This window comes from uncultured Lamprocystis sp., from assembly GCF_903933125.1.
In the GTDB taxonomy this organism is placed as follows: domain Bacteria; phylum Pseudomonadota; class Gammaproteobacteria; order Chromatiales; family Chromatiaceae; genus Thiodictyon.
Genome location: NZ_CAIZIZ010000522.1, coordinates 1 through 16,734 on the forward strand (window position 1 = coordinate 1; position 16,734 = coordinate 16,734).

Genomic DNA, 16,734 nt, shown 5'->3' on the forward strand with positions numbered 1-16,734 from the left:
CATTTCTGTTCGTCCATTAACTCGATGACGGAAAAAATGAGCATATCAGTCCAAAAAGATAATTATGTGCTGTGCGGTATTTCATTATCGTCTATTATTCCAAATTAATAAAGGCTCACACACTTGGCCTCATGAGCCGAGTTTTCTTTCAGGCACAAGCTATAACACCGCCCTGACGATCTGTGCGCGCCGTGATCTCCCGCATACCCCCCATTATTTGCCACTTTGGGCCCTAACGCCGACCGCGCGGATTGACCCATCATGGACCGACGACGACTCACCAGGCCCGCCCATGCAACAGCACCTCGAAATGCCGAAATACATCGATGATCCGCCGCATCTGTTGTTGTGGCGAGTCGACGACCTCGCGCCAATCGTGCTCATGTTGATCGTCGGTATCCTCGCTGACCGGCTGCTCATGTTCCTGATCATCGGCCTACTCTTGGTGCGGCTCTATTCCAAGTTCAGGGAAAGCCGCCCCGATGGCTACGCGCTGCACTTCCTGTACTGGAGCGGACTGCTGCCGATCACCGGGCGCACCACGCCCAACCCGTTCGCCCGCCGGTGGCTGCCGTGACGCTCAACACATTCCTCGCGACGTGGGACGGGGTCCGCGCGGAGAACCGCTTCAACCGCGCCCTGATCGTGCTGCTGGCCCTGCTGAGCATCGGACTCGCCATGTCCCTGACCCTGGTGGAGCGCACCGTCGTGCTGGTCCCGCCGGCCCTGGAGCACGCAGTGACCATTGCCCGCGATGCGGCCAGCCGGGAGGCCCACGAGGCGTGGGCGCTGTACGTCGCCGAATTGATCGGCAACGTCACGCCGAGCAACGCCGACTTTCTGCTGTCCGCGCTCGACCCCTTGTTGGCCGCGGACCTCCGCCAGGACGTCATGCGGGTGCTCCAGGCCCAGGTCGCCGAGATCAAACGCGAGCAGGTCAGCATGTCGTTCCAGCCCCGCGAGCTCAGTCACGATCCTGGCAATCAGAACATCTATGTCACCGGCAAACACGTCACGATGGGGCCGGGGGCGCAACCGGTGTCCATCGAGCGCACCTATGTGTTGCGCATCGTCTTCCGGAACTATCGCCCACGGCTGACCCATCTGGAGGTCTATCCGGGGGCGCCGCGGCTCAGCACTCAGCCCGTGGCAGCAGCACCCCCAGGACCAACATCATGACCCCCAGCGCTCCCACGCGTGCGACCATCGCTCTGGTCGCGATCTCCCTGGCCAGCGGCCTCAATGGGCGCCAAGCAACCGCGGCGCCCGCGGTGACGCTCCCGCCGGTCTCCTGCGCGCTGCTCGACGGGGCGCGACCGGTGCAGACAGTCCCCGCGGTCCCAATGGTTCCCGCCGCCCCCGCACCCTCAGTCCCGGCTGCCGCGCTCACCGCCGCGCTCCCCGCCATTCGACAGATAGGGCAGGCCGCCCCCATAGCCGCCCCCAGCACCGCGCGGGTGCCCACCGGCGGCGCCCTGCAGCGCGTCGCGGTCACCAACCGGGCGCCACCCGCCGGGCTGGAGTTGGCCCCCCGTACCGTCACGGTCGCGCCGGGGACGACCGTGCTGATCGAAGTCGCCATCGGCCATCTGAACCGCCTGGTCACCCCCTTTGCGTCCCCGGTGGTCCATACCGTCTCCAGCGCCAGCACCTCCGTCGATGGACGGGTGATCTACCTGGCGACGTCCAGCGAAGAGCCGGTCGCGCTGTGGATCACCGACGGGCCGGGCAACGCGCTGGCGATCTCCCTCACTTTGGCACCGCGCTATGTGCCCCCGCGCGAGATTCGCATTAGCGTCCCCGGCTACCAGGTCAAGGCCGCGGCCACCGACCCGGTCGCGCCCGCCGCCAGTATCGATTTAGGCGGCGGCGGGGATCGCTTCGGCGCATCGAGCTACGTTGAGGGCAGGACCGATCTGTTGCGCGCTATGGCCCAGCGGCGCCTCCCGCCGGGCTTTCAAGTACGCGACGGCGGCGCCCCCACGGCGCGCTGCACAACAACGCTGAAAGTGCTGAAATCGCAACTGACCGAAGGCCCCAGCGCCAGCATCCTCACCCTCGGTCTGCGCAATACCGGGACCGGGCCGCTGGACACCGATGAGACCACCTGTCGCGTGGAGCAACACACCGTGGCCGCGATGGGCGCGTGGCCGCGCAAGACCCTGGCCGCGGGTGAGGAGACCGAACTGTTCCTGGTGCTGCAGGGATCCGGCACGACCACACCGGGTCGCGCGCGATGACGCTGCGCGCGCAGTGGGATGGGCTCTCACCCAACGTCCAGCGCTGGACGATGCTCGGCGTGGCCGCCGCGATGCTGCTCGCCGTGGCGGCACTCTCGGTGCAAACCGTGCAGACGCCGCCGACGGCCGCCACCCCTCAACAGCAGCTGGTGCGCAACCTCCTGACCGATACCGACCCCCGCGCGCTGGGCGTGGAAGGGCTGGCGACCCGGTTGGAGCGCATGGAAAAACACGTCGATGAACTCAACCAGCGGGCCGCCCGCGCACCGGCCGTCACCCCCGCACCCGCGGGCAGCAGTGCGGCGGACCTGGCGCACCAGATGGACATCGAAACCCTGAAGTCGCAGGTCGACGCGCTGCGTAAACAGCTCGACGCCGCCAACGACCAGCGCGCTGCCGCTGCGCCGGCGTCGCCGGCGCGGCCCCCGGGCCGGCTCGCCGATCCGACCCCGACCCCAGCGGCGGCGCCCCCGCCCCGGCGTGAGCCACCGCTGGAGCAACTGTTCACCCGTCCGGAACGGACCGCCACTGCGGACCTGACGACCCCCACCGGCGGCGGCCGCGCGATGGACATCCGCGTGGTGAGCGCCGCGCCGCGCACCAACGCGAATGGTCAGCCAGCCGACGCCAAGGATGGCGTCTTCATCCCCGCCGGCACCATCCTCCGCGGGGTGCTGCTCAACGGACTCGACGCTCCGACCGGGCAGGGCGCCCGCACCGAGCCGACCCCCGCATTGGTCCGCATCAAGCATGACGCCATCCTCCCCAACCGCTATCGCGCCGATGTGAAGGAATGCTTCGTGATCGTCGGCGGCTTCGGCGACCTGGGGGCCGAACGCGCCTATCTGCGCTCCGAGACGCTGACCTGCGTGCGCCGTGACGGCGGGGTGATCGAGGTTCCGGTCGACGGCTACGCGGTCGGCGAAGACGGCAAGGTCGGGGTCCGCGGTCGACTGGTCAGCAAGCAGGGCGCCATGCTCGCTCGCGCCATGCAGGCGGGGTTCCTGCAATCGTTCGCGAAGATGTTCACCCAAGTCCCGAGCATCCCGATCTCCAACGCGAATAACAGCAGCCAGGTGCAGTACCAGACGATGTTCACCCCCCAGGCCGCGGCGTCGGGGGCGGCCGGTGGGGTCGGCGGGGCGATGGAGAAGTTGGCGGACTACTACATGACGATGGCCGAGAACACCTTCCCGGTGCTGGAGGTGGACGCGGGGCGGGGCATCGAGATCATCCTGAACAAAGGGGTTTCGTTGCGGATGGCCGAGTGAGCGCAGACCGGTCGGGTGTCCTGGTCGGACGGAGCGCCGCGTTTCACCGCGGCTTTCGGTGGCGGGTCACGCGACCCAGCGCCGGTCACTGCGCCAAGTGCCATTGATTTGCTACGGCTCGGCCTGCTCCGCCCCCAGTGAGCGCGCAACGCGCCGCAGTCGATGTGCCGCACCCGTGAGCGGTGACGCCGACGCGTCGTGGGTCTGGTGCACGCGGTTCACCGCCGGCGGTCGTGGTGGCAACGTCATGACGCGACTGCTAGCATCAGGCCAAAGCGGAGCCTAGGCCATGCCAACCGTCCAAGAACCACCCAGTCAGCGCCAGACCCTCAACCTACGCATCAAGACCGAGGAGCGGGACCTGATCGACCGCGCCGCCCGTGCCAGCGGTAAGCATCGCACCGAGTTCATCTTGGATGCGACCCGCCGGGCGGCCGAGGAAACAGTGCTCGACCACGCCTTGTTACGCGTCGGCAGCGACGCCTTTGCCGCGTTCCAGGCGCGACTCGATGCGCCGCCGGAGCCCAACGAACGGCTGCGCGAGACCATGCAGACCCCGCCGCTCTGGGCGAAATGACGATCGGTGCACCGGAGCCGCTGACGGAAGGACACGACTGCACCGACTTCTCTTGCGGTAGCGCGATGCTCGACACCTGGCTACGACCGCGTGCGCTACGCAACCAGACGCGCGGCGCCTCGCGGACTTTCGTCGTTTGCGCGGCCGGGCGCGTGGTTGCTTATGACGCCTTGGCATCGCGTGCCGTGGCTGGCGCAGTGGCGACCGGCCGTCTGCGGCGGAACATGCCCGATCCCATCCCGGTGGTCGTGCTCGCCCGCCTGGCCGTGGAGCGTTCCCATCAGGGATCGGGTCTGGGGCGCGCCCTCATGCAGGACGCCGGCCGGCGGGTCGTGAACGCCGCGGACGCCATCGGTATTCGCGGCTTGATCGTGCATGCCCTCGACGCCTCCGCCAAGGCGTTCTATAAGCGCCTTGGCTTTGATCCCTCGCCGCTGGAGCCGATGACCCTGATGATCACGCTGGCTGATCTGCGGGCCAGCGTCTAAGTTCGGTTCAGGGCGTTAGCCAGGCTGCGAGCGTCCGCTGCCGCGCCGTGCGCATCATTCGCCATTCACCAGATCGGCGATCAGACCCAGACGCAAGTCTGCCCACCCTCCTGCGGTACGCTGTTCAGGCAAACATCCGTCTGGACGAAGCGCAGGTCCGGACGCTGTTGAGTGAGGCCCCGGTCGGAGACACTACCATGCAAACTTTTCTTGCTCGTTACATTGAGCAGGGCAAACAGCAGGGCGGCGCCGCTATCCTGCTACGCCTGGTCGAGCGCAAGTTCGGCCCACCAAGCGAGTCGGTGCGTGAGCGGATCGCCAGCGCGGACCCCGAAACCCTGCTCGCTTGGTCCGAGCGTATCCTCACCGCCGACGACGTGGAGGCGGTGTTGCACTGAGGGGCCGGCAGCGCATCCTGATGACCGCCGCGGGTCTGGTCTCGGGGACCCATTGAGCGAGTCGTGTGCTGTGCGGTCAGCGGCGGAGGCGCTCGGTCTAAACCGCTGCAGCGGTCTGTTTTCGCGCTGCCAGTGTCAGCCGCGAAAGGGTGGGCGGTTGCGGTCTGGGAGGGCGGGGAGCCGCTGATGATGGCTGTTCGGAATGGACGCCGATCGGCATCGATCAGGAGTCGACTGGCCGTGGGCCATCGACCGCAAGCGAATGACGCGTGAATCCTGAAAGCGGACAGTCGATCGCTTTCAACGCGCGACAAGTCACAACCCGGAGCGGTTAGTCAGCGGGAACGGTTACGGGACCGCAGTCGGGGGCGTACCGCTGATACGCGACGGGACACCGCCAAGACGTGCCGGAACCGCTGTGGGTGCATAGCGTACAGTTCGCCGGTGGAAGGCCGTGAGACTGTGGCCGGGCGCGTCGATCCGAGCGCCGGCGGGATTGCCAAACCTGTCACCGCCACGTCATGCGGTGCGTCGGGAAACCGTGCAGGCGCATCCGGCGCAGCGACGATCGCTCTTGCGCAGATCATTCCCCCCCGACGCTGTTTGGAGTGATCCCCACGGGGTCGCGACTAACCCGTCGCGACCGGCCGCGGGACGGGCTGGGGCTTGATGTGTGCCTGTACTGTGCGTATAATGTGCATTTACGCAATGCCCCCCAGGTGCAACCCCATGGCCGCCCTCTTCGCAGATGTGCTCGAATCGACGCGGGAACCCGGGACGTCGCGATTCTCTGCATCGGGCGTCGCCGACATCCTTGGCCTGCAGCAGCAGGATTTGGCCGAGCTGGCGGGGGTTCATCGCAATACCCTGCGCACCCACCCGGAATCGCCAAGACTGCAATCCGCACTGCGTGACCTGATGCGCGTGGTGTCGGCCGCCGCAGTGGTGCAGCCGGACCCACAACGCGCCATCTTCCTGGTCAAGAACGAACCGATTCCTGTGTTCCGTCACAAGACCCTGTTGCAACTGGTACAGGACGGCCGGACCGAGGATGCGATCGGCTACCTGGAGTCAATCAGCACCGGGTTCGTCGGTTGATCCTCGTCGATCTGCCCCCCGGCACCACGTTATTCCGGGCGCATACCCCGCAGTGGGCCAGCCGGCCCACCAGCGGCGCCGGCGCCGCCACCCGCGGGGGGCGCTTCAACCGAGAAGGCGTCGCGGCGCTGTACCTGTCGTTGGATGAGGTGACCGCCTTGCGCGAGTACCAGCAGACCTCACCCTTCCTGCCACCCTGCACGATGTGTTCGTACACCGTGGCGCTGCGTGACTTGGTCGACCTGCGCCAACTCCACCACGGGGCGCCCTGGGACGCGCTATGGCACGACTGGCGCGAGGACTGGCGCCACCTGAAGTTCGAGCGGCATAGCGAACCTCCAACGTGGGTTCTCGCCGACCTAGTGCTGGCCCATGGCTACACCGGCATCCTTTTTCCGAGCCAGGTGCGCGGGGGCGGAACCAACGTCGTGGTGTATTCCGACCGGCTCACGAATGGCAACTCGGTCACCGTCAACGACCCCGACGGGCGACTCCCCCGCGACCAGTCCAGTTGGGCACGCTGATGCGCTCCCAGGCGGCCGCTTCCCAACCCGCTGGGAACGTTCAGGAACTCCCAGGACAGCAGCGCGAGGTCCAACGGTTGCTGGGCCGCTGCCTGCTGCGCCTGCAGCAGTACGAGCGCCTGATGAAGGCCATCGTTGCGCACCACGACCTTTCGGGGCCCGCGCCGGCGCTGGAGACAATCCGTGCGGCGCGCATCCATGATGCATCGACCAAGACCCTTGGCACCCTGGTGGGGCAGTTGCTCGGATCGTGTGTCGTGACCGCGGCGACTGACACCGCCGCCGATACCACGGCGAACGAACCAGAGGATGTTCTTTTCTTCGCCATGCGGCTGCAGCTGAACCTGTCTGGCGAAGACTACGTCAGGACACAACGGGACCTGAAGGAACTGGTGATGCTGCGAAACAATCTGGTTCACCATTTCATCGACCAGCATGATCTCTGGTCGACCGGCGGATGCCGTACCGCGCGGGACGCACTGGTTGCCGCGTCCGCGTGCATCGACCGGCACTACGAACAGCTTCGGGGCTGGGCCGAGCACATGGAGCAGGCCAGGCGCCTGGCCGCGGCGTTCGTACAGTCCGATGCCTTCCACGACGTGGTGATCAATGGCATCGCCCCGGACGGCACAGTGGACTGGCCCGCAGCAGGCATTGTCGGCGCTTTGCGCGAGGCGGCGAACGCGCTCGCCGTGGACGGCTGGACGCCTGTTGCAGCGGCGGGGCGATGGATCATGGAACGGAGTCCTGAACAGCAGCCCAACAGGTACGGATGCGCCAGTTGGCGACAGGTGCTGCATGAGTCGCGCCTGTTCGAGCTGCGCTACCGTGACGTGGATGGTCAGCGAGTCGCCTGGTATAGGGTCCGCACCAAGTAGCCCTGCCTGGGGTTCCTCAACGCGACGATGACAGCCCATGACGGCGCTCGTTGCTCCTCTCTCCGGGGGAGCCGGAGGTGCCCAGCGCTTGCGGCTACCGACAAACCGGGCGAAAACCTCAACGCCGTGCGACCTGTGACACTGCCGCTGGTCGTCCATGCGCAACTGGGCTTCATGGCGACAGGTTGCCCGCTGGGTAAGTCGATGCCACCGAGAAGGCGCGGTACGCGGCGTTTGCCGTCGTCGAACGTCCGACCGCGTTACAGTAGGGGACTCTACAACATCAGACCATCGGAGCAACCGCGGTGCCGAAGCAGCCGTCCACTACCCGCCAGACGAAGGGCGAGCAGCCCGCGCCGGCCCAAATCAAGGCCGTGGAGCGTCTGCTGGGTGCCCGGGACTATCCGCGGGCCATCGCGCGCGCCCGCACCCTGGTGCAGGACTTTCCCGATCATGGCGGCGCCAACCGGCTGCTGCTGGATGCCCTGGACCAGGGCGAGAGTCGGGCGGCGGCCACCCTGGCTGCCTACCAGTGGGCAGTACGCCGACCCCGGAGCGTGCGCGCCCTAGCAGTTTGTCGGACTTGCAGCGTAAGAACTTGATTATAGAAGATAAAAAATTTGCGCCAAAAAAGCTGAAACTCTTTAACTTCAATCTGTTACCTCATCAAGTCCGACAGGCTGCTAGAGGCACTCTTCCAGTTGGCGATGGAGGGCCATCACCTCGTGTTGGCTTACCAGGTTGCGAACCGGTTGCAGGAATTGGGCGCCCTGACTGGGGCCTTCCGCATCGACCCTGCGGGCCTGACCGAGCTGCTGCAGCAGCCCGATGGGACCGCGGCGACCCGCGCGCAGGCGGCGCAGTTCGACATCGGCAAGCTGCATCTGGATGCCCATGACTTCGCGGGCGCGGCGCGGATGCTCGACGGTGTCGCCATTACCTCGGCCCGCAACAATCGGGGGTTCGCCCTGTTTCACGCGGGCCGCATCGAGGCGGCGCTGATTGCCTTTCTGGACGCCTGGCAGCATGACGCGGGCAACCTCTTCGCCCTCGGCTGGGCGCTGCGGCTGCGGCTGTATCTGGGCGACGAGACCGGCGCCAGGGGCTTGGCTGTCCCCTTGGCCCAGGCCCAGGCGCGGCGTGCCGAGGATGCCTACGGCCAGGTCGCCGGCCTGCTATTGATCCATGAGGACCAAGCCGCCTGGGACGCCTTTGCGCGTTCGGGTCAGGCGGTTTGGGCCGCTGGTGAGACCGGTCCGCTGTTGGCAGAACGACTCCAACAGGGAGCCGGGGCGGCCAGTCGGCTCGGCGACGCCGAACAGGCGCGGACGCTCTGGCGGCAGGCCTTGGCGCAACGCCCGGGGCTCACCACCGCCGCGGAGGGTCTGGCCGCCCTGCAACGGGAGGGCGCGCCTCCGGCCCATCCGGCCCTGTTCGAGTGGAGCCATATGCTCCCCGTCGGTTGGGTACACCGACTGCATGCGGCAGGCGCCGCGCACCTGGATGCCCGACTTGATGAGCTCACCGCCAGCGACGCCTATCTGGAGACGATCTACCTGGCCGGCGACGCGCGCCTCCGGACCTTCGCCGTGCAACTGTTGAAGCATCGGCTGCAGCGCGCGTCCGTGGCCCAGCCCGCCGCGAGCGGCCAGCCCGAACGGCACGCGGCCGCCATCGTCCGGAACCTAGCGCGGTTGCCGGTCGGTACCGCCCAAGAGCGCCGCGGGTTACTGCACGCCCTGCGCGACGCCGGTCTGAGCGGGACCGACGAGACCCTCTGCTACTGGGACGGCACGGCACTGAGGGAGGTTAAGCTCATCGCGACGGTGATCTCGTCGCCGCCGAGGCGCGACTCCAAGCCATTCTGCTGCGCGTCCCAGACCATCAAACCGCGCTGGGTAATCTGGCGGCAATCCGCGCCCGTCAGGGTCGCGACAGCGCGTACCGGGAGCTCTTGCACCGGGTGATCGCGGCCCATCCCGACTATCTCTTTGCGCGCTGCAACCTGGCTGGCCTCCTGATCGAGGACGGGGAGCTGGCGGCAGCCAAGGCGTTGCTGGCTGGCCTCGCGCTACGCCCGCGGCTCCACATCCAGGAGGCTTTTGCGCTCTACGGTGCCATGGCCATGTTGAGCCGCGCCGAGGGCGACGACGCGTCTGCCGACACCCTCATCGCCAGCCTGGAGCAGATGGTCGAAACCGATGATGATCAGCGCCTGCTCGCCGTGGCCAAGGCGCGCGTGGCACGCGCCACCGCCGGGGGGCGTTTGCTGGAGTCCTTCAGGTCCTTGCCGGGCTCCAAGAGGCCAGACAGGGTGTAGCGGGAGTACGGCGGCCCTGGGCTGTACGGTCGGATGCTAACCCAAGTTTAACACGAGAGATTATTTCTTATTCAATATCAATCGCTTGCCGTGGTCAAAACAGCTAAGTGGCACTACAAACTCGCCAATCTTTGAAATTTCCGGGCTCAGATACCCATGAACTTGTCTCTCCGGCGGTGGTTTCCAGACCCCCAGGTCTCAAGTACCTGCGCGGGGGTGTTCTCGCTCCGAGCCGATGGCCTTTCGCGGGATGTATATCGAAGACGCTACAACGTCCTGCGTGCGGGGTCCAGACCACCCGAAAAATAAATTGGCACTACATTGAAGATTCTGGGCACCGTGTACTTATCAATCATTGTCTTAGGGTCAAGTTGAACGGCTAAATCAATGGGGTTATGTTAAAGATGGGCTAATCTGTTCGGCGTCGGAGTGCGCTCGGCCCTCCGTCGGGAAGCTTTCGATGTCTCCGGAGAACCTCCGCAACTCGGCCGTCCCAGCGGTCAAGACACGGCGGTCAGTAGCAGAAAACGAACAGCATGTGGGTCGTACCCGAACCGGCCATGGCGTCGGTGAGACTGGGGCCGCCGGTGTGCGTGATGGCGCGCGGTGATGCGTCGGTATCGCGATTGGTTTGCGCTCAGTGCGCCCGCACCGGCCGCATCGTCACCGCAGGCCCGTGACCCCGTCCGCCCCGACCAGGATCGGCGGCAACCACTGGACCACGCGCTCCCGCTCGCCATCGCGGGCGCCGCGCCAGAAGGAATGCCAGTGGGCGGCGCGCACATGGGCGCGCGGCGAGGACCGGTGACCGTCCGCCGCCGCTGTCCCCGGTTCACGCGGGTCCGTGGCATGCCGCAGCACGGCCCCGATGCGCTCCCCGACGGTCCAGATCGACGGCTGATCCGGCGGGAACAGGCGCAGGCCCTTCTTGGTCCGCTGCGGCGCTGGCCAGGGTGGGCGCTGGTAGTCGGCATCGTCCGCGCACAGGTATAGGAGCAGCGACAGGAGCCGCCCATAGACCGAGCGGGCCGCAGCGGCAAAGCCGTCCGGAACAGCGCTGTCGGCCACCCCGGCGGCGAGCCCTTCGCGCCAGTCGGCTTCGACCTGCGCCAGGCCTTCATCCAGGCTCCCGACCAACGGGACATACCCGACGGCCAGTTGCAGGTCCGTGTCCAGACCCAGGGTCAGGATGTCCTCGCGACGGTCCGCGCGCCAGTCGAGCCAGGCGAAGGTCCCATGCACCGGCGTCTCACCGCCCCTGACCAGGGGGGCGCAGAGCCCCGGCGTCTCCACGTAGATACCCCAGGCCGGCAACCGGCGAAAATGCTCGCCGGGGAGAATCCCGGCGATCGGCGTCTCCAGCAGCGCCTGGTAAAGGTCGGGGTCGAAACGGAACACCTGCTGCGTCACCCGCCACGCGGCCAGCCCCGCGAGTTCCTGGGCCGGCGCGATGATCTCCCACGTGTGCGACGGCAGCGGTCGTCCCGCGGTCCGCTGTGCGGTCGCCAGCGCCACCCCAGCCAGGTCGAGCGGCGCATAGACATAGACCGGCCAGGTGCCGACGCGCTCCGCGCGCAGGTTGTCCAGGGCCCGCCAGGCCCCGGGGTGGCGTGGCCGAAGGTTTCCAGGATCTGACGGGGGCGAAGCATCGGTTGGCCACGCAGATTCGGTTGATGACAGGGTACCGCAGCCATTGAGCGGCTCGGCTCCAACCCCGAGCACAGCGCGAGCCGACCTGCTCTGGACACCAAGGTCACATTGGGACACCGGGTTGCCTTGGCCCGCGCCGGGGTGCGCCAGAACCGCACCTACTCGCGGTCACTGGTCTCGCCCCGGTCCTGCCGATCGGCCAGGTTCCCCCGGAACCGCAAGCGCATCGGCCGGACCCGGCCCGGCACAGATCAGGCGAGCGACGCATCACCCATGGCCAGGAGGTGCTCCGGTGGCCAGTGTAAGCTCCCCCAGCAGGGCGTGCAGCAGCCCCGCGCAGCGGCGGCGGTCATCGGCCGACCGGGGAGGATGCGGGTGCCATCGGGGTCGGCGTCGATCGGATGAGCGGTGATCGTGCCTTGGCCAAGAGGCGTGTGGTACGCAGGAAAGACGCGCGCACCGGTGGGGTGTTGCGGGGTGATGGCGGCCGGTTCGTGGTCTTCAACGAATCCCATGGGTGGTGTTCTCGGATGTCGGAGCGGATCAGGGCCATGGCAGCGGCCAGACGCCCGCGGCGCCCTTCGCGGGGCGCTTCGAGTGGTTCTCGCTCTTGGTCATGGGCGCTGCCTTCCTCGCCCTGTGGCGCTATAAGATCGGCGTCATCCCGGTGATCGGGGCCTGCCCCCTGGCCGGGCTCGGCTACTCGCTGGTGGTCTGAGCCTGGACGAACCCTTCGAGGGCTCAACCTACATCAGGTGGGCGCGGTGGTCGACCTGCTGCGCGGGCGGTCGGCGCAGGGCCGCACCCTGCTCCTGTCCATCCACTGGAACCTGACCGTCATCGGGCATACTCTTGCCGATCCTGCCGCTAATTTGGAGTACGCGACCATGGCCCACCGATTCGACCGCATCACCAGCGATCCCGCTCGCATGAACGGCCAGCCCTGCATCCGCGGGATGCGTCTCACCGCCAGGCGCGTGGTCGCGGCCGTCGCCCTCTACCCCGATCGCGAAGAGCTCAAGCGCGAGTACCCGGAGTTGGAAGACGAAGACATCCGCCAAGCCCTGGAGTACGCGGCGGAAAGCATCTCCGACGAGATCCTCGCCCTGGATGCGGCGTGACGCCCCTGCTGCTCGACCAAGGGCTGCCGCGCAGCGCGCCCAGGCACCTGCAACAACTCGGCATCCAGGCGACTCACGTCGCGGATATCGGACTCAGCCAGGCCAGCGACAGTCAGATCATCGACCAGGCGCGGTCGGACCGGACCGCCATCGTCACCCTGGATGCGGACTTTCATGCCTTGATCGCCGTCAGTGGCGCGGCCCGACCCACGGTGATCCGCATCCGTCGCGAGGGCCTCAACGGCGCCGAGATCGCCGCGTTGATTGCGGATGTATTGTTGCGCCTGCCTGAAGCGATTGCCCAAGGTGCCCTGATTACCGTCACCGAGCGTACCATCCGCATCCGCCGTCTGCCCGTCAAGCGGCCATCGCCGACCCGTCGGCGGGAGGGGCAAAGCTAAAGCTGTGCGTCAACCAACTCCCCGCCGAGCGCGAGGCCGTCGACGTGGAGCGCCAGCGTCTACCCGACAAGCCGCTGTTTTTGATAGGAAGCAGCCTGGACGACCTGAAGTACTGTCCGGACGTTATGAGCGATGAACAAGACATCCCCCTACAGGCCAGTAGCGGCAACGTTTTTGCAGACCTTGGCCGATCTGATTCCGAGGAGGCGTTAGATCCTGTCGCGAGCGTTGCGCCTCCAGGGTCAGGGTATTCTTCTCCTCGGTCAGCGCCGTTTCCCCGGCACGGGCCTCAGCCACTTCCGCCCACGGCTGTTCCGCCTCGACCGTGGCGATGAACGTGGCGACCTGGCCGTCGCGCTCGGACACCGAGTTGCGCAGCTGTTCCGCCAACGGCCTGTGCGGCTTCAAGGTCCGTCTATGTCGGCCAGGTCCAGGGCGTCCAGAGTTTCCCGTAGCGTCGTGCCCTGGTTGTTCAGTTCGGCAACCAGGCGCTCGCTCTCGGTCCTGGCCGCGTTGCGCTCCTCAGCGACCGCCGCCACCTGGGCGTCCAGCCCCGAAACCTGGGCCTCAAGCGCTGCCTTGGCACCGTCCCACTGCTCCCCGGCCAGCCCGCACGCCTGGTCCCAGACCTCGACCACCTGCGCGCGCAGCGCCTCGGGGATGCCAGGGATCTGAAAGCGCCGGGCGGCCTCATCGAGCCAATCGTCGATCCCGGCGCCGATCGCCTGCTGGGAGCCTTTGCCACCCAGTCCCTCGCGGACGGCGGCGATCGTCGGGCGCTTGCCGGCGGCGGCGAGGGTACAGGCGGTCTGGAAGGCGCGTTGGCGGGTCGCTCCGTGGGCGCTCATGGTGCGGCCGGAGGGCGTTTGAACGCGCCAACGGGGCCGATGCCAACGCGCTCGACGATCGAACTCACGGCCCCACGGACGGACCAGTCGCCCGTCCATGCCTCCCCCGGCCGATGCACCAGGCGATCAAGCCAAATACGGATGACCTCACCGTCCGGGTTCCGATCGAGCGCCAGGACCTGGGCCACGATCGGTGCGGAACGCCCGGAGCGGCGGATGGTGACTGACCCTTCACCAATGACAACCTCGATATCGCTCATCATCACGCTCCTATGCTGCCAGTCGGTCCCGGACTTCATGGGTCCGGCACCCCATCAGCCCCGCCAAGTCCGCGACGAACCGCCCCAGGATGGTATCGAGATGCTGGAACTCGACGCCATCCAACGCCGGCGTACCCCAATCCAGTCCGGCGCTGATGGCATCGCGCTTATGCGCCACCATCTGCCCCTGGTAGTCGTCGATCGACCCGCGCAGGTGGACGAACTCCGTGGTCACGGGCCGGACCTGCTGGGGCCTTAGCACCCGGCCTTCGGCCTGGTCCTCGGTCTTGGCAGTCCAGGAGCGGGTCAGGAACAGCACCCGATCGGCCTCCGGGATGTTGAGCCCCTTCTGGGCGACCCCCAGACTCGCCAACAGCACCGGGGCGGGGCCGGCGCGGAAGCGCGTGTTCAATTCCCGGACCCGCTCAGCGATCGGCTTGCCGCCATGGATGGTCACCTGCTCAATGCCGCACCGATCCAACGCCCGTCCGATGACCTCCAGCAACTCGGGCCATTCGGCATAGGCGATGACCTTGTGGCCGCCCTCGACCAAGGTCCCCAGCCGGTCCACTACGTACCGCTGCTTGCTGGTGAGTCCGCCGTCGTAGACGAACGGGGATGTGTCCGCGCGGCGCTGCGGGATCGCCGCCGCGATCTGCACCGCCTGGATGCGCGCCAGCAGGGCGATCAGGTTGCGTTCGCGTGAGTTGGCCTGACCCTGCAGATACCACTGACGGAAGTCCGCGGCGACCCGCAGGTAGTGGGCCAGGTGGGCAGCGTCCCAGTCCAGGGTGGTCACGCGGTGCTCCGGTACCGGGATCTGGAAGTGCCGCGCCACCTCCGGCTCCTGGGCCACGCGCCGCTTGACGTGGTGGGCGAGGGCCGCCCGGTAGGCCGACAGGTTGCGCAACGTCGGGACTTCCCGCTTGGCGCCGGTGGTCATGGTGTCCTTGAACGCATTGGTCACCCACTCGAAGGTAACGAACTGCGCGCGCACCTGATCGACCCCGGGCACGCAGTCGCGGGTCGATTGCCGCAGCGCCGGGTCCAGATACCAACGGTGCATCCCGTACACCTGAGCGGCGGTCGCATCGCCCCCGGTGAAGGCGAGCACCGCGAAGGCATCGCGCGGATAGTTCCCGAGCGGCGTCCCGGACAACGCATAGCGTCGCTTGGCCGCGAGCTTCCACAAGGCGGCAGTCTGGGCGGTGCCTTTGTTGCGCAACAGGTCCCCCTCGTCGGCGACCAGGCAGCCGATGCGGTGCCGCAGGCGGCTTGCGTAGGTCCGCCGCTGGTGGGCACCGTGGAGCGGCCCGCGCAGCCGGTGGTAGCTGATCACGTTAATCCGCCGCAGGGTGTCCAGATCCCGCGGGCTCTGGATGACCTGCCAATCCGCGGCCGGGATCGGGAGCCTGGCCAGCTCGGTGCGCAGTTCGTCGATCAGGTACGCCTCGGTGCAGATCAGCCCGGCGGTGCAGCCGGACAGCAGGATCAGCCCGGCCGCCAGCCGCGCCTTGCCGAGTCCGACCGCCCAGGCGGCGACGGCACCGCGGGTCATCGACAACTCCAGCAGGTCATCGAACTGGTAGTCCCAGGATAGGAACCCATCCAGGCCCAGCGTCTGTCCCCGGCGGCGCAATTCGGCCGCCCGTTCGGGGAAGGCCGCCAGGCGTCCGGGATGGACCGTCTCCCACTGGTCTGCTGACTGTCCGGTGACGACCGCGAAGCGGTGGTTGAGTTCGTCTTCCGCCAAGGCGAAGTCACGTCCGCCGACCCGGTACCGGTTTATGTAGAGACAGAGTCGCGCCGATGTTCGACAGCAGCGGCATCAGCGCGACGACTCTACATAACTGCGACCTCTACATAGCGGCCATAAGCCGCCCTTGAGGACGACTGTGGCTTGGGCAGTAATGGGATGGGAAGCGGTCCTTCGACTGATCGAAACAGCATCGACTGAAAACGTGATGTGCGCGACGCAGGGTCTCATAATCCCTTGGTCGAAGGTTCAAATCCTACACGGCCCACCACTAACGCACTGACAATCCTCGTGCTCATGCCGGACACGGGGATTTTTTGTGCCCGCGAGTCCCCGGCTCCGGCGCATTTCCGGCGCGGCATCTGTTCCTTGGTCGTCCCGCTTCCCGGTCCGGGCGCGCATCGAGTCGATGGGCCGCGGCGTCCGGCGTCCGGGGCGAGAGGACGGGAGGACTGCCATTCGGACTCCGGGGTCGGCGAATCGGTCGGGGGTAGGGCCAGCGGTGGAGGTCGGCGTCGGTCGGACCGTTGATGTAGCTCACAGGGCAAAAGCGGACGCTGACGGTGAAGACCCGAGCGACCCAGCTCGGCTACTATAAGAGGCCGCTCGACGGCGAGAACTCACTTGACCCCTGACGCTGGTCCCTGCTCGCCTCGGCGCGCCCTGGAGCGGGCTTCGGATGGAGCGCCTCGTTAGGCGATTGCGTCAATTCGATTCCGTCCTTGAAAGTAATTCGAACCTAGCCTCAATATTGAACCGAATCCTTATCGAGGCGCCATTTAATAACCGGACGCGCCTTAATGCAATTTTTCTAGCATAGTCTATACTTAGAGTTAGGTTTTGGATTACGAGGAGAGTCGATCATGAGTAACGAATGGCTTAATGACGCAAGAAAGATTCCTGG

22 protein-coding genes are annotated in these 16,734 nt (G+C 66.8%); 16 read left to right on the forward strand and 6 right to left on the reverse strand.

Translation table 11 applies throughout. The features are described from left to right. Positions 1 to 292: 292 nt before the first annotated feature. The 13 genes from traL to QZY03_RS28700 all read left to right on the forward strand — a co-directional run bounded on the left by traL (position 293) and on the right by QZY03_RS28700 (position 9,794). Complete coding sequence (gene traL, locus QZY03_RS28640; RefSeq protein ID WP_295587248.1) at positions 293 to 577, forward strand: type IV conjugative transfer system protein TraL; 285 nt, start codon at positions 293 to 295, stop codon at positions 575 to 577. After that, entirely contained in the window at positions 574 to 1,179 is a 606-nt protein-coding gene (locus QZY03_RS28645) for a TraE/TraK family type IV conjugative transfer system protein (protein ID WP_295587249.1), read from the forward strand. Before traL ends, QZY03_RS28645 begins: the two co-directional genes overlap by 4 nt. After that, entirely contained in the window at positions 1,176 to 2,240 is a 1,065-nt protein-coding gene (locus QZY03_RS28650) for a type-F conjugative transfer system secretin TraK (RefSeq protein WP_295587250.1), read from the forward strand. Before QZY03_RS28645 ends, QZY03_RS28650 begins: the two co-directional genes overlap by 4 nt. Further along, positions 2,237 to 3,511, forward strand: a complete 1,275-nt coding sequence (locus tag QZY03_RS28655; protein WP_295587252.1) for a TraB/VirB10 family protein — start codon at positions 2,237 to 2,239, stop codon at positions 3,509 to 3,511. Before QZY03_RS28650 ends, QZY03_RS28655 begins: the two co-directional genes overlap by 4 nt. 289 nt (positions 3,512 to 3,800) lie before the next feature. Continuing rightward, entirely contained in the window at positions 3,801 to 4,088 is a 288-nt protein-coding gene (locus tag QZY03_RS28660; protein ID WP_295587254.1) for a DUF1778 domain-containing protein, read from the forward strand. Continuing rightward, complete coding sequence (locus tag QZY03_RS28665; RefSeq protein WP_295587256.1) at positions 4,085 to 4,576, forward strand: GNAT family N-acetyltransferase; 492 nt, start codon at positions 4,085 to 4,087, stop codon at positions 4,574 to 4,576. The genes QZY03_RS28660 and QZY03_RS28665 overlap by 4 nt, the downstream gene beginning before the upstream one ends. Before the next feature lie 197 nt (positions 4,577 to 4,773). After that, complete coding sequence (locus QZY03_RS28670) at positions 4,774 to 4,974, forward strand: DUF4351 domain-containing protein (RefSeq protein ID WP_295587258.1); 201 nt, start codon at positions 4,774 to 4,776, stop codon at positions 4,972 to 4,974. A gap of 729 nt (positions 4,975 to 5,703) precedes the next feature. After that, positions 5,704 to 6,072: a DNA-binding protein gene (locus tag QZY03_RS28675; protein WP_295587259.1), complete on the forward strand. Its 369-nt coding sequence runs from the start codon at positions 5,704 to 5,706 to the stop codon at positions 6,070 to 6,072. Beyond that, positions 6,069 to 6,596 carry an RES family NAD+ phosphorylase gene (locus QZY03_RS28680; protein WP_295587261.1) on the forward strand — a complete coding sequence of 176 codons (528 nt, stop codon included), beginning with the start codon at positions 6,069 to 6,071 and terminating at the stop codon, positions 6,594 to 6,596. Before QZY03_RS28675 ends, QZY03_RS28680 begins: the two co-directional genes overlap by 4 nt. Then, on the forward strand, positions 6,584 to 7,474 hold the full coding sequence (locus tag QZY03_RS28685; RefSeq protein WP_295587263.1) for an OST-HTH/LOTUS domain-containing protein: 891 nt from the start codon (positions 6,584 to 6,586) through the stop codon (positions 7,472 to 7,474). The genes QZY03_RS28680 and QZY03_RS28685 overlap by 13 nt, the downstream gene beginning before the upstream one ends. 305 nt (positions 7,475 to 7,779) lie before the next feature. After that, a complete protein-coding gene (locus QZY03_RS28690; RefSeq protein WP_295587264.1) occupies positions 7,780 to 8,076 on the forward strand; it encodes a hypothetical protein in 297 nt (98 codons plus the stop codon). 105 nt (positions 8,077 to 8,181) lie between these two features. Next, complete coding sequence (locus QZY03_RS28695; protein ID WP_295587266.1) at positions 8,182 to 9,441, forward strand: hypothetical protein; 1,260 nt, start codon at positions 8,182 to 8,184, stop codon at positions 9,439 to 9,441. Further along, positions 9,438 to 9,794, forward strand: coding sequence for a hypothetical protein (locus tag QZY03_RS28700; RefSeq protein ID WP_295587268.1), 357 nt, complete (start codon positions 9,438 to 9,440; stop codon positions 9,792 to 9,794). Before QZY03_RS28695 ends, QZY03_RS28700 begins: the two co-directional genes overlap by 4 nt. Before the next feature lie 663 nt (positions 9,795 to 10,457). Here the strand turns inward: QZY03_RS28700 and QZY03_RS28705 are convergent. Together QZY03_RS28705 and QZY03_RS28710 are read right to left on the reverse strand one after the other, a co-directional pair. Next, positions 10,458 to 11,516, reverse strand: a complete 1,059-nt coding sequence (locus QZY03_RS28705; protein ID WP_295587270.1) for a hypothetical protein — start codon at positions 11,514 to 11,516, stop codon at positions 10,458 to 10,460. Positions 11,517 to 11,695: 179 nt separating this feature from the next. After that, a complete protein-coding gene (locus QZY03_RS28710; RefSeq protein ID WP_295587272.1) occupies positions 11,696 to 11,959 on the reverse strand; it encodes a hypothetical protein in 264 nt (87 codons plus the stop codon). A 5-nt stretch (positions 11,960 to 11,964) separates the two neighbouring features. Between QZY03_RS28710 and QZY03_RS28715 the strand changes: the two genes are divergently transcribed. The 3 genes from QZY03_RS28715 to QZY03_RS28725 are packed head-to-tail and all read left to right on the forward strand — an operon-like array spanning position 11,965 to position 12,966. Then, positions 11,965 to 12,162: a hypothetical protein gene (locus QZY03_RS28715; protein ID WP_295587274.1), complete on the forward strand. Its 198-nt coding sequence runs from the start codon at positions 11,965 to 11,967 to the stop codon at positions 12,160 to 12,162. Between the two features lie 46 nt (positions 12,163 to 12,208). Then, complete coding sequence (locus QZY03_RS28720) at positions 12,209 to 12,565, forward strand: DUF433 domain-containing protein (RefSeq protein ID WP_295587276.1); 357 nt, start codon at positions 12,209 to 12,211, stop codon at positions 12,563 to 12,565. Next, positions 12,562 to 12,966, forward strand: a complete 405-nt coding sequence (locus tag QZY03_RS28725) for a DUF5615 family PIN-like protein (RefSeq protein WP_295587277.1) — start codon at positions 12,562 to 12,564, stop codon at positions 12,964 to 12,966. The genes QZY03_RS28720 and QZY03_RS28725 overlap by 4 nt, the downstream gene beginning before the upstream one ends. A gap of 123 nt (positions 12,967 to 13,089) precedes the next feature. Here QZY03_RS28725 and QZY03_RS28730 read toward each other — a convergent pair whose 3' ends face one another. The 4 genes from QZY03_RS28730 to QZY03_RS28745 are packed head-to-tail and all read right to left on the reverse strand — an operon-like array spanning position 13,090 to position 15,827. After that, positions 13,090 to 13,356, reverse strand: a complete 267-nt coding sequence (locus QZY03_RS28730; RefSeq protein ID WP_295587279.1) for a hypothetical protein — start codon at positions 13,354 to 13,356, stop codon at positions 13,090 to 13,092. 14 nt (positions 13,357 to 13,370) lie between these two features. Beyond that, on the reverse strand, positions 13,371 to 13,814 hold the full coding sequence (locus QZY03_RS28735; protein WP_295587281.1) for a DNA-binding protein: 444 nt from the start codon (positions 13,812 to 13,814) through the stop codon (positions 13,371 to 13,373). Beyond that, a complete protein-coding gene (locus QZY03_RS28740; RefSeq protein WP_295587283.1) occupies positions 13,811 to 14,077 on the reverse strand; it encodes a hypothetical protein in 267 nt (88 codons plus the stop codon). The genes QZY03_RS28735 and QZY03_RS28740 overlap by 4 nt, the downstream gene beginning before the upstream one ends. A gap of 7 nt (positions 14,078 to 14,084) precedes the next feature. Beyond that, positions 14,085 to 15,827 carry a helicase-related protein gene (locus QZY03_RS28745; RefSeq protein WP_295587285.1) on the reverse strand — a complete coding sequence of 581 codons (1,743 nt, stop codon included), beginning with the start codon at positions 15,825 to 15,827 and terminating at the stop codon, positions 14,085 to 14,087. Positions 15,828 to 16,734: the final 907 nt, after the last annotated feature.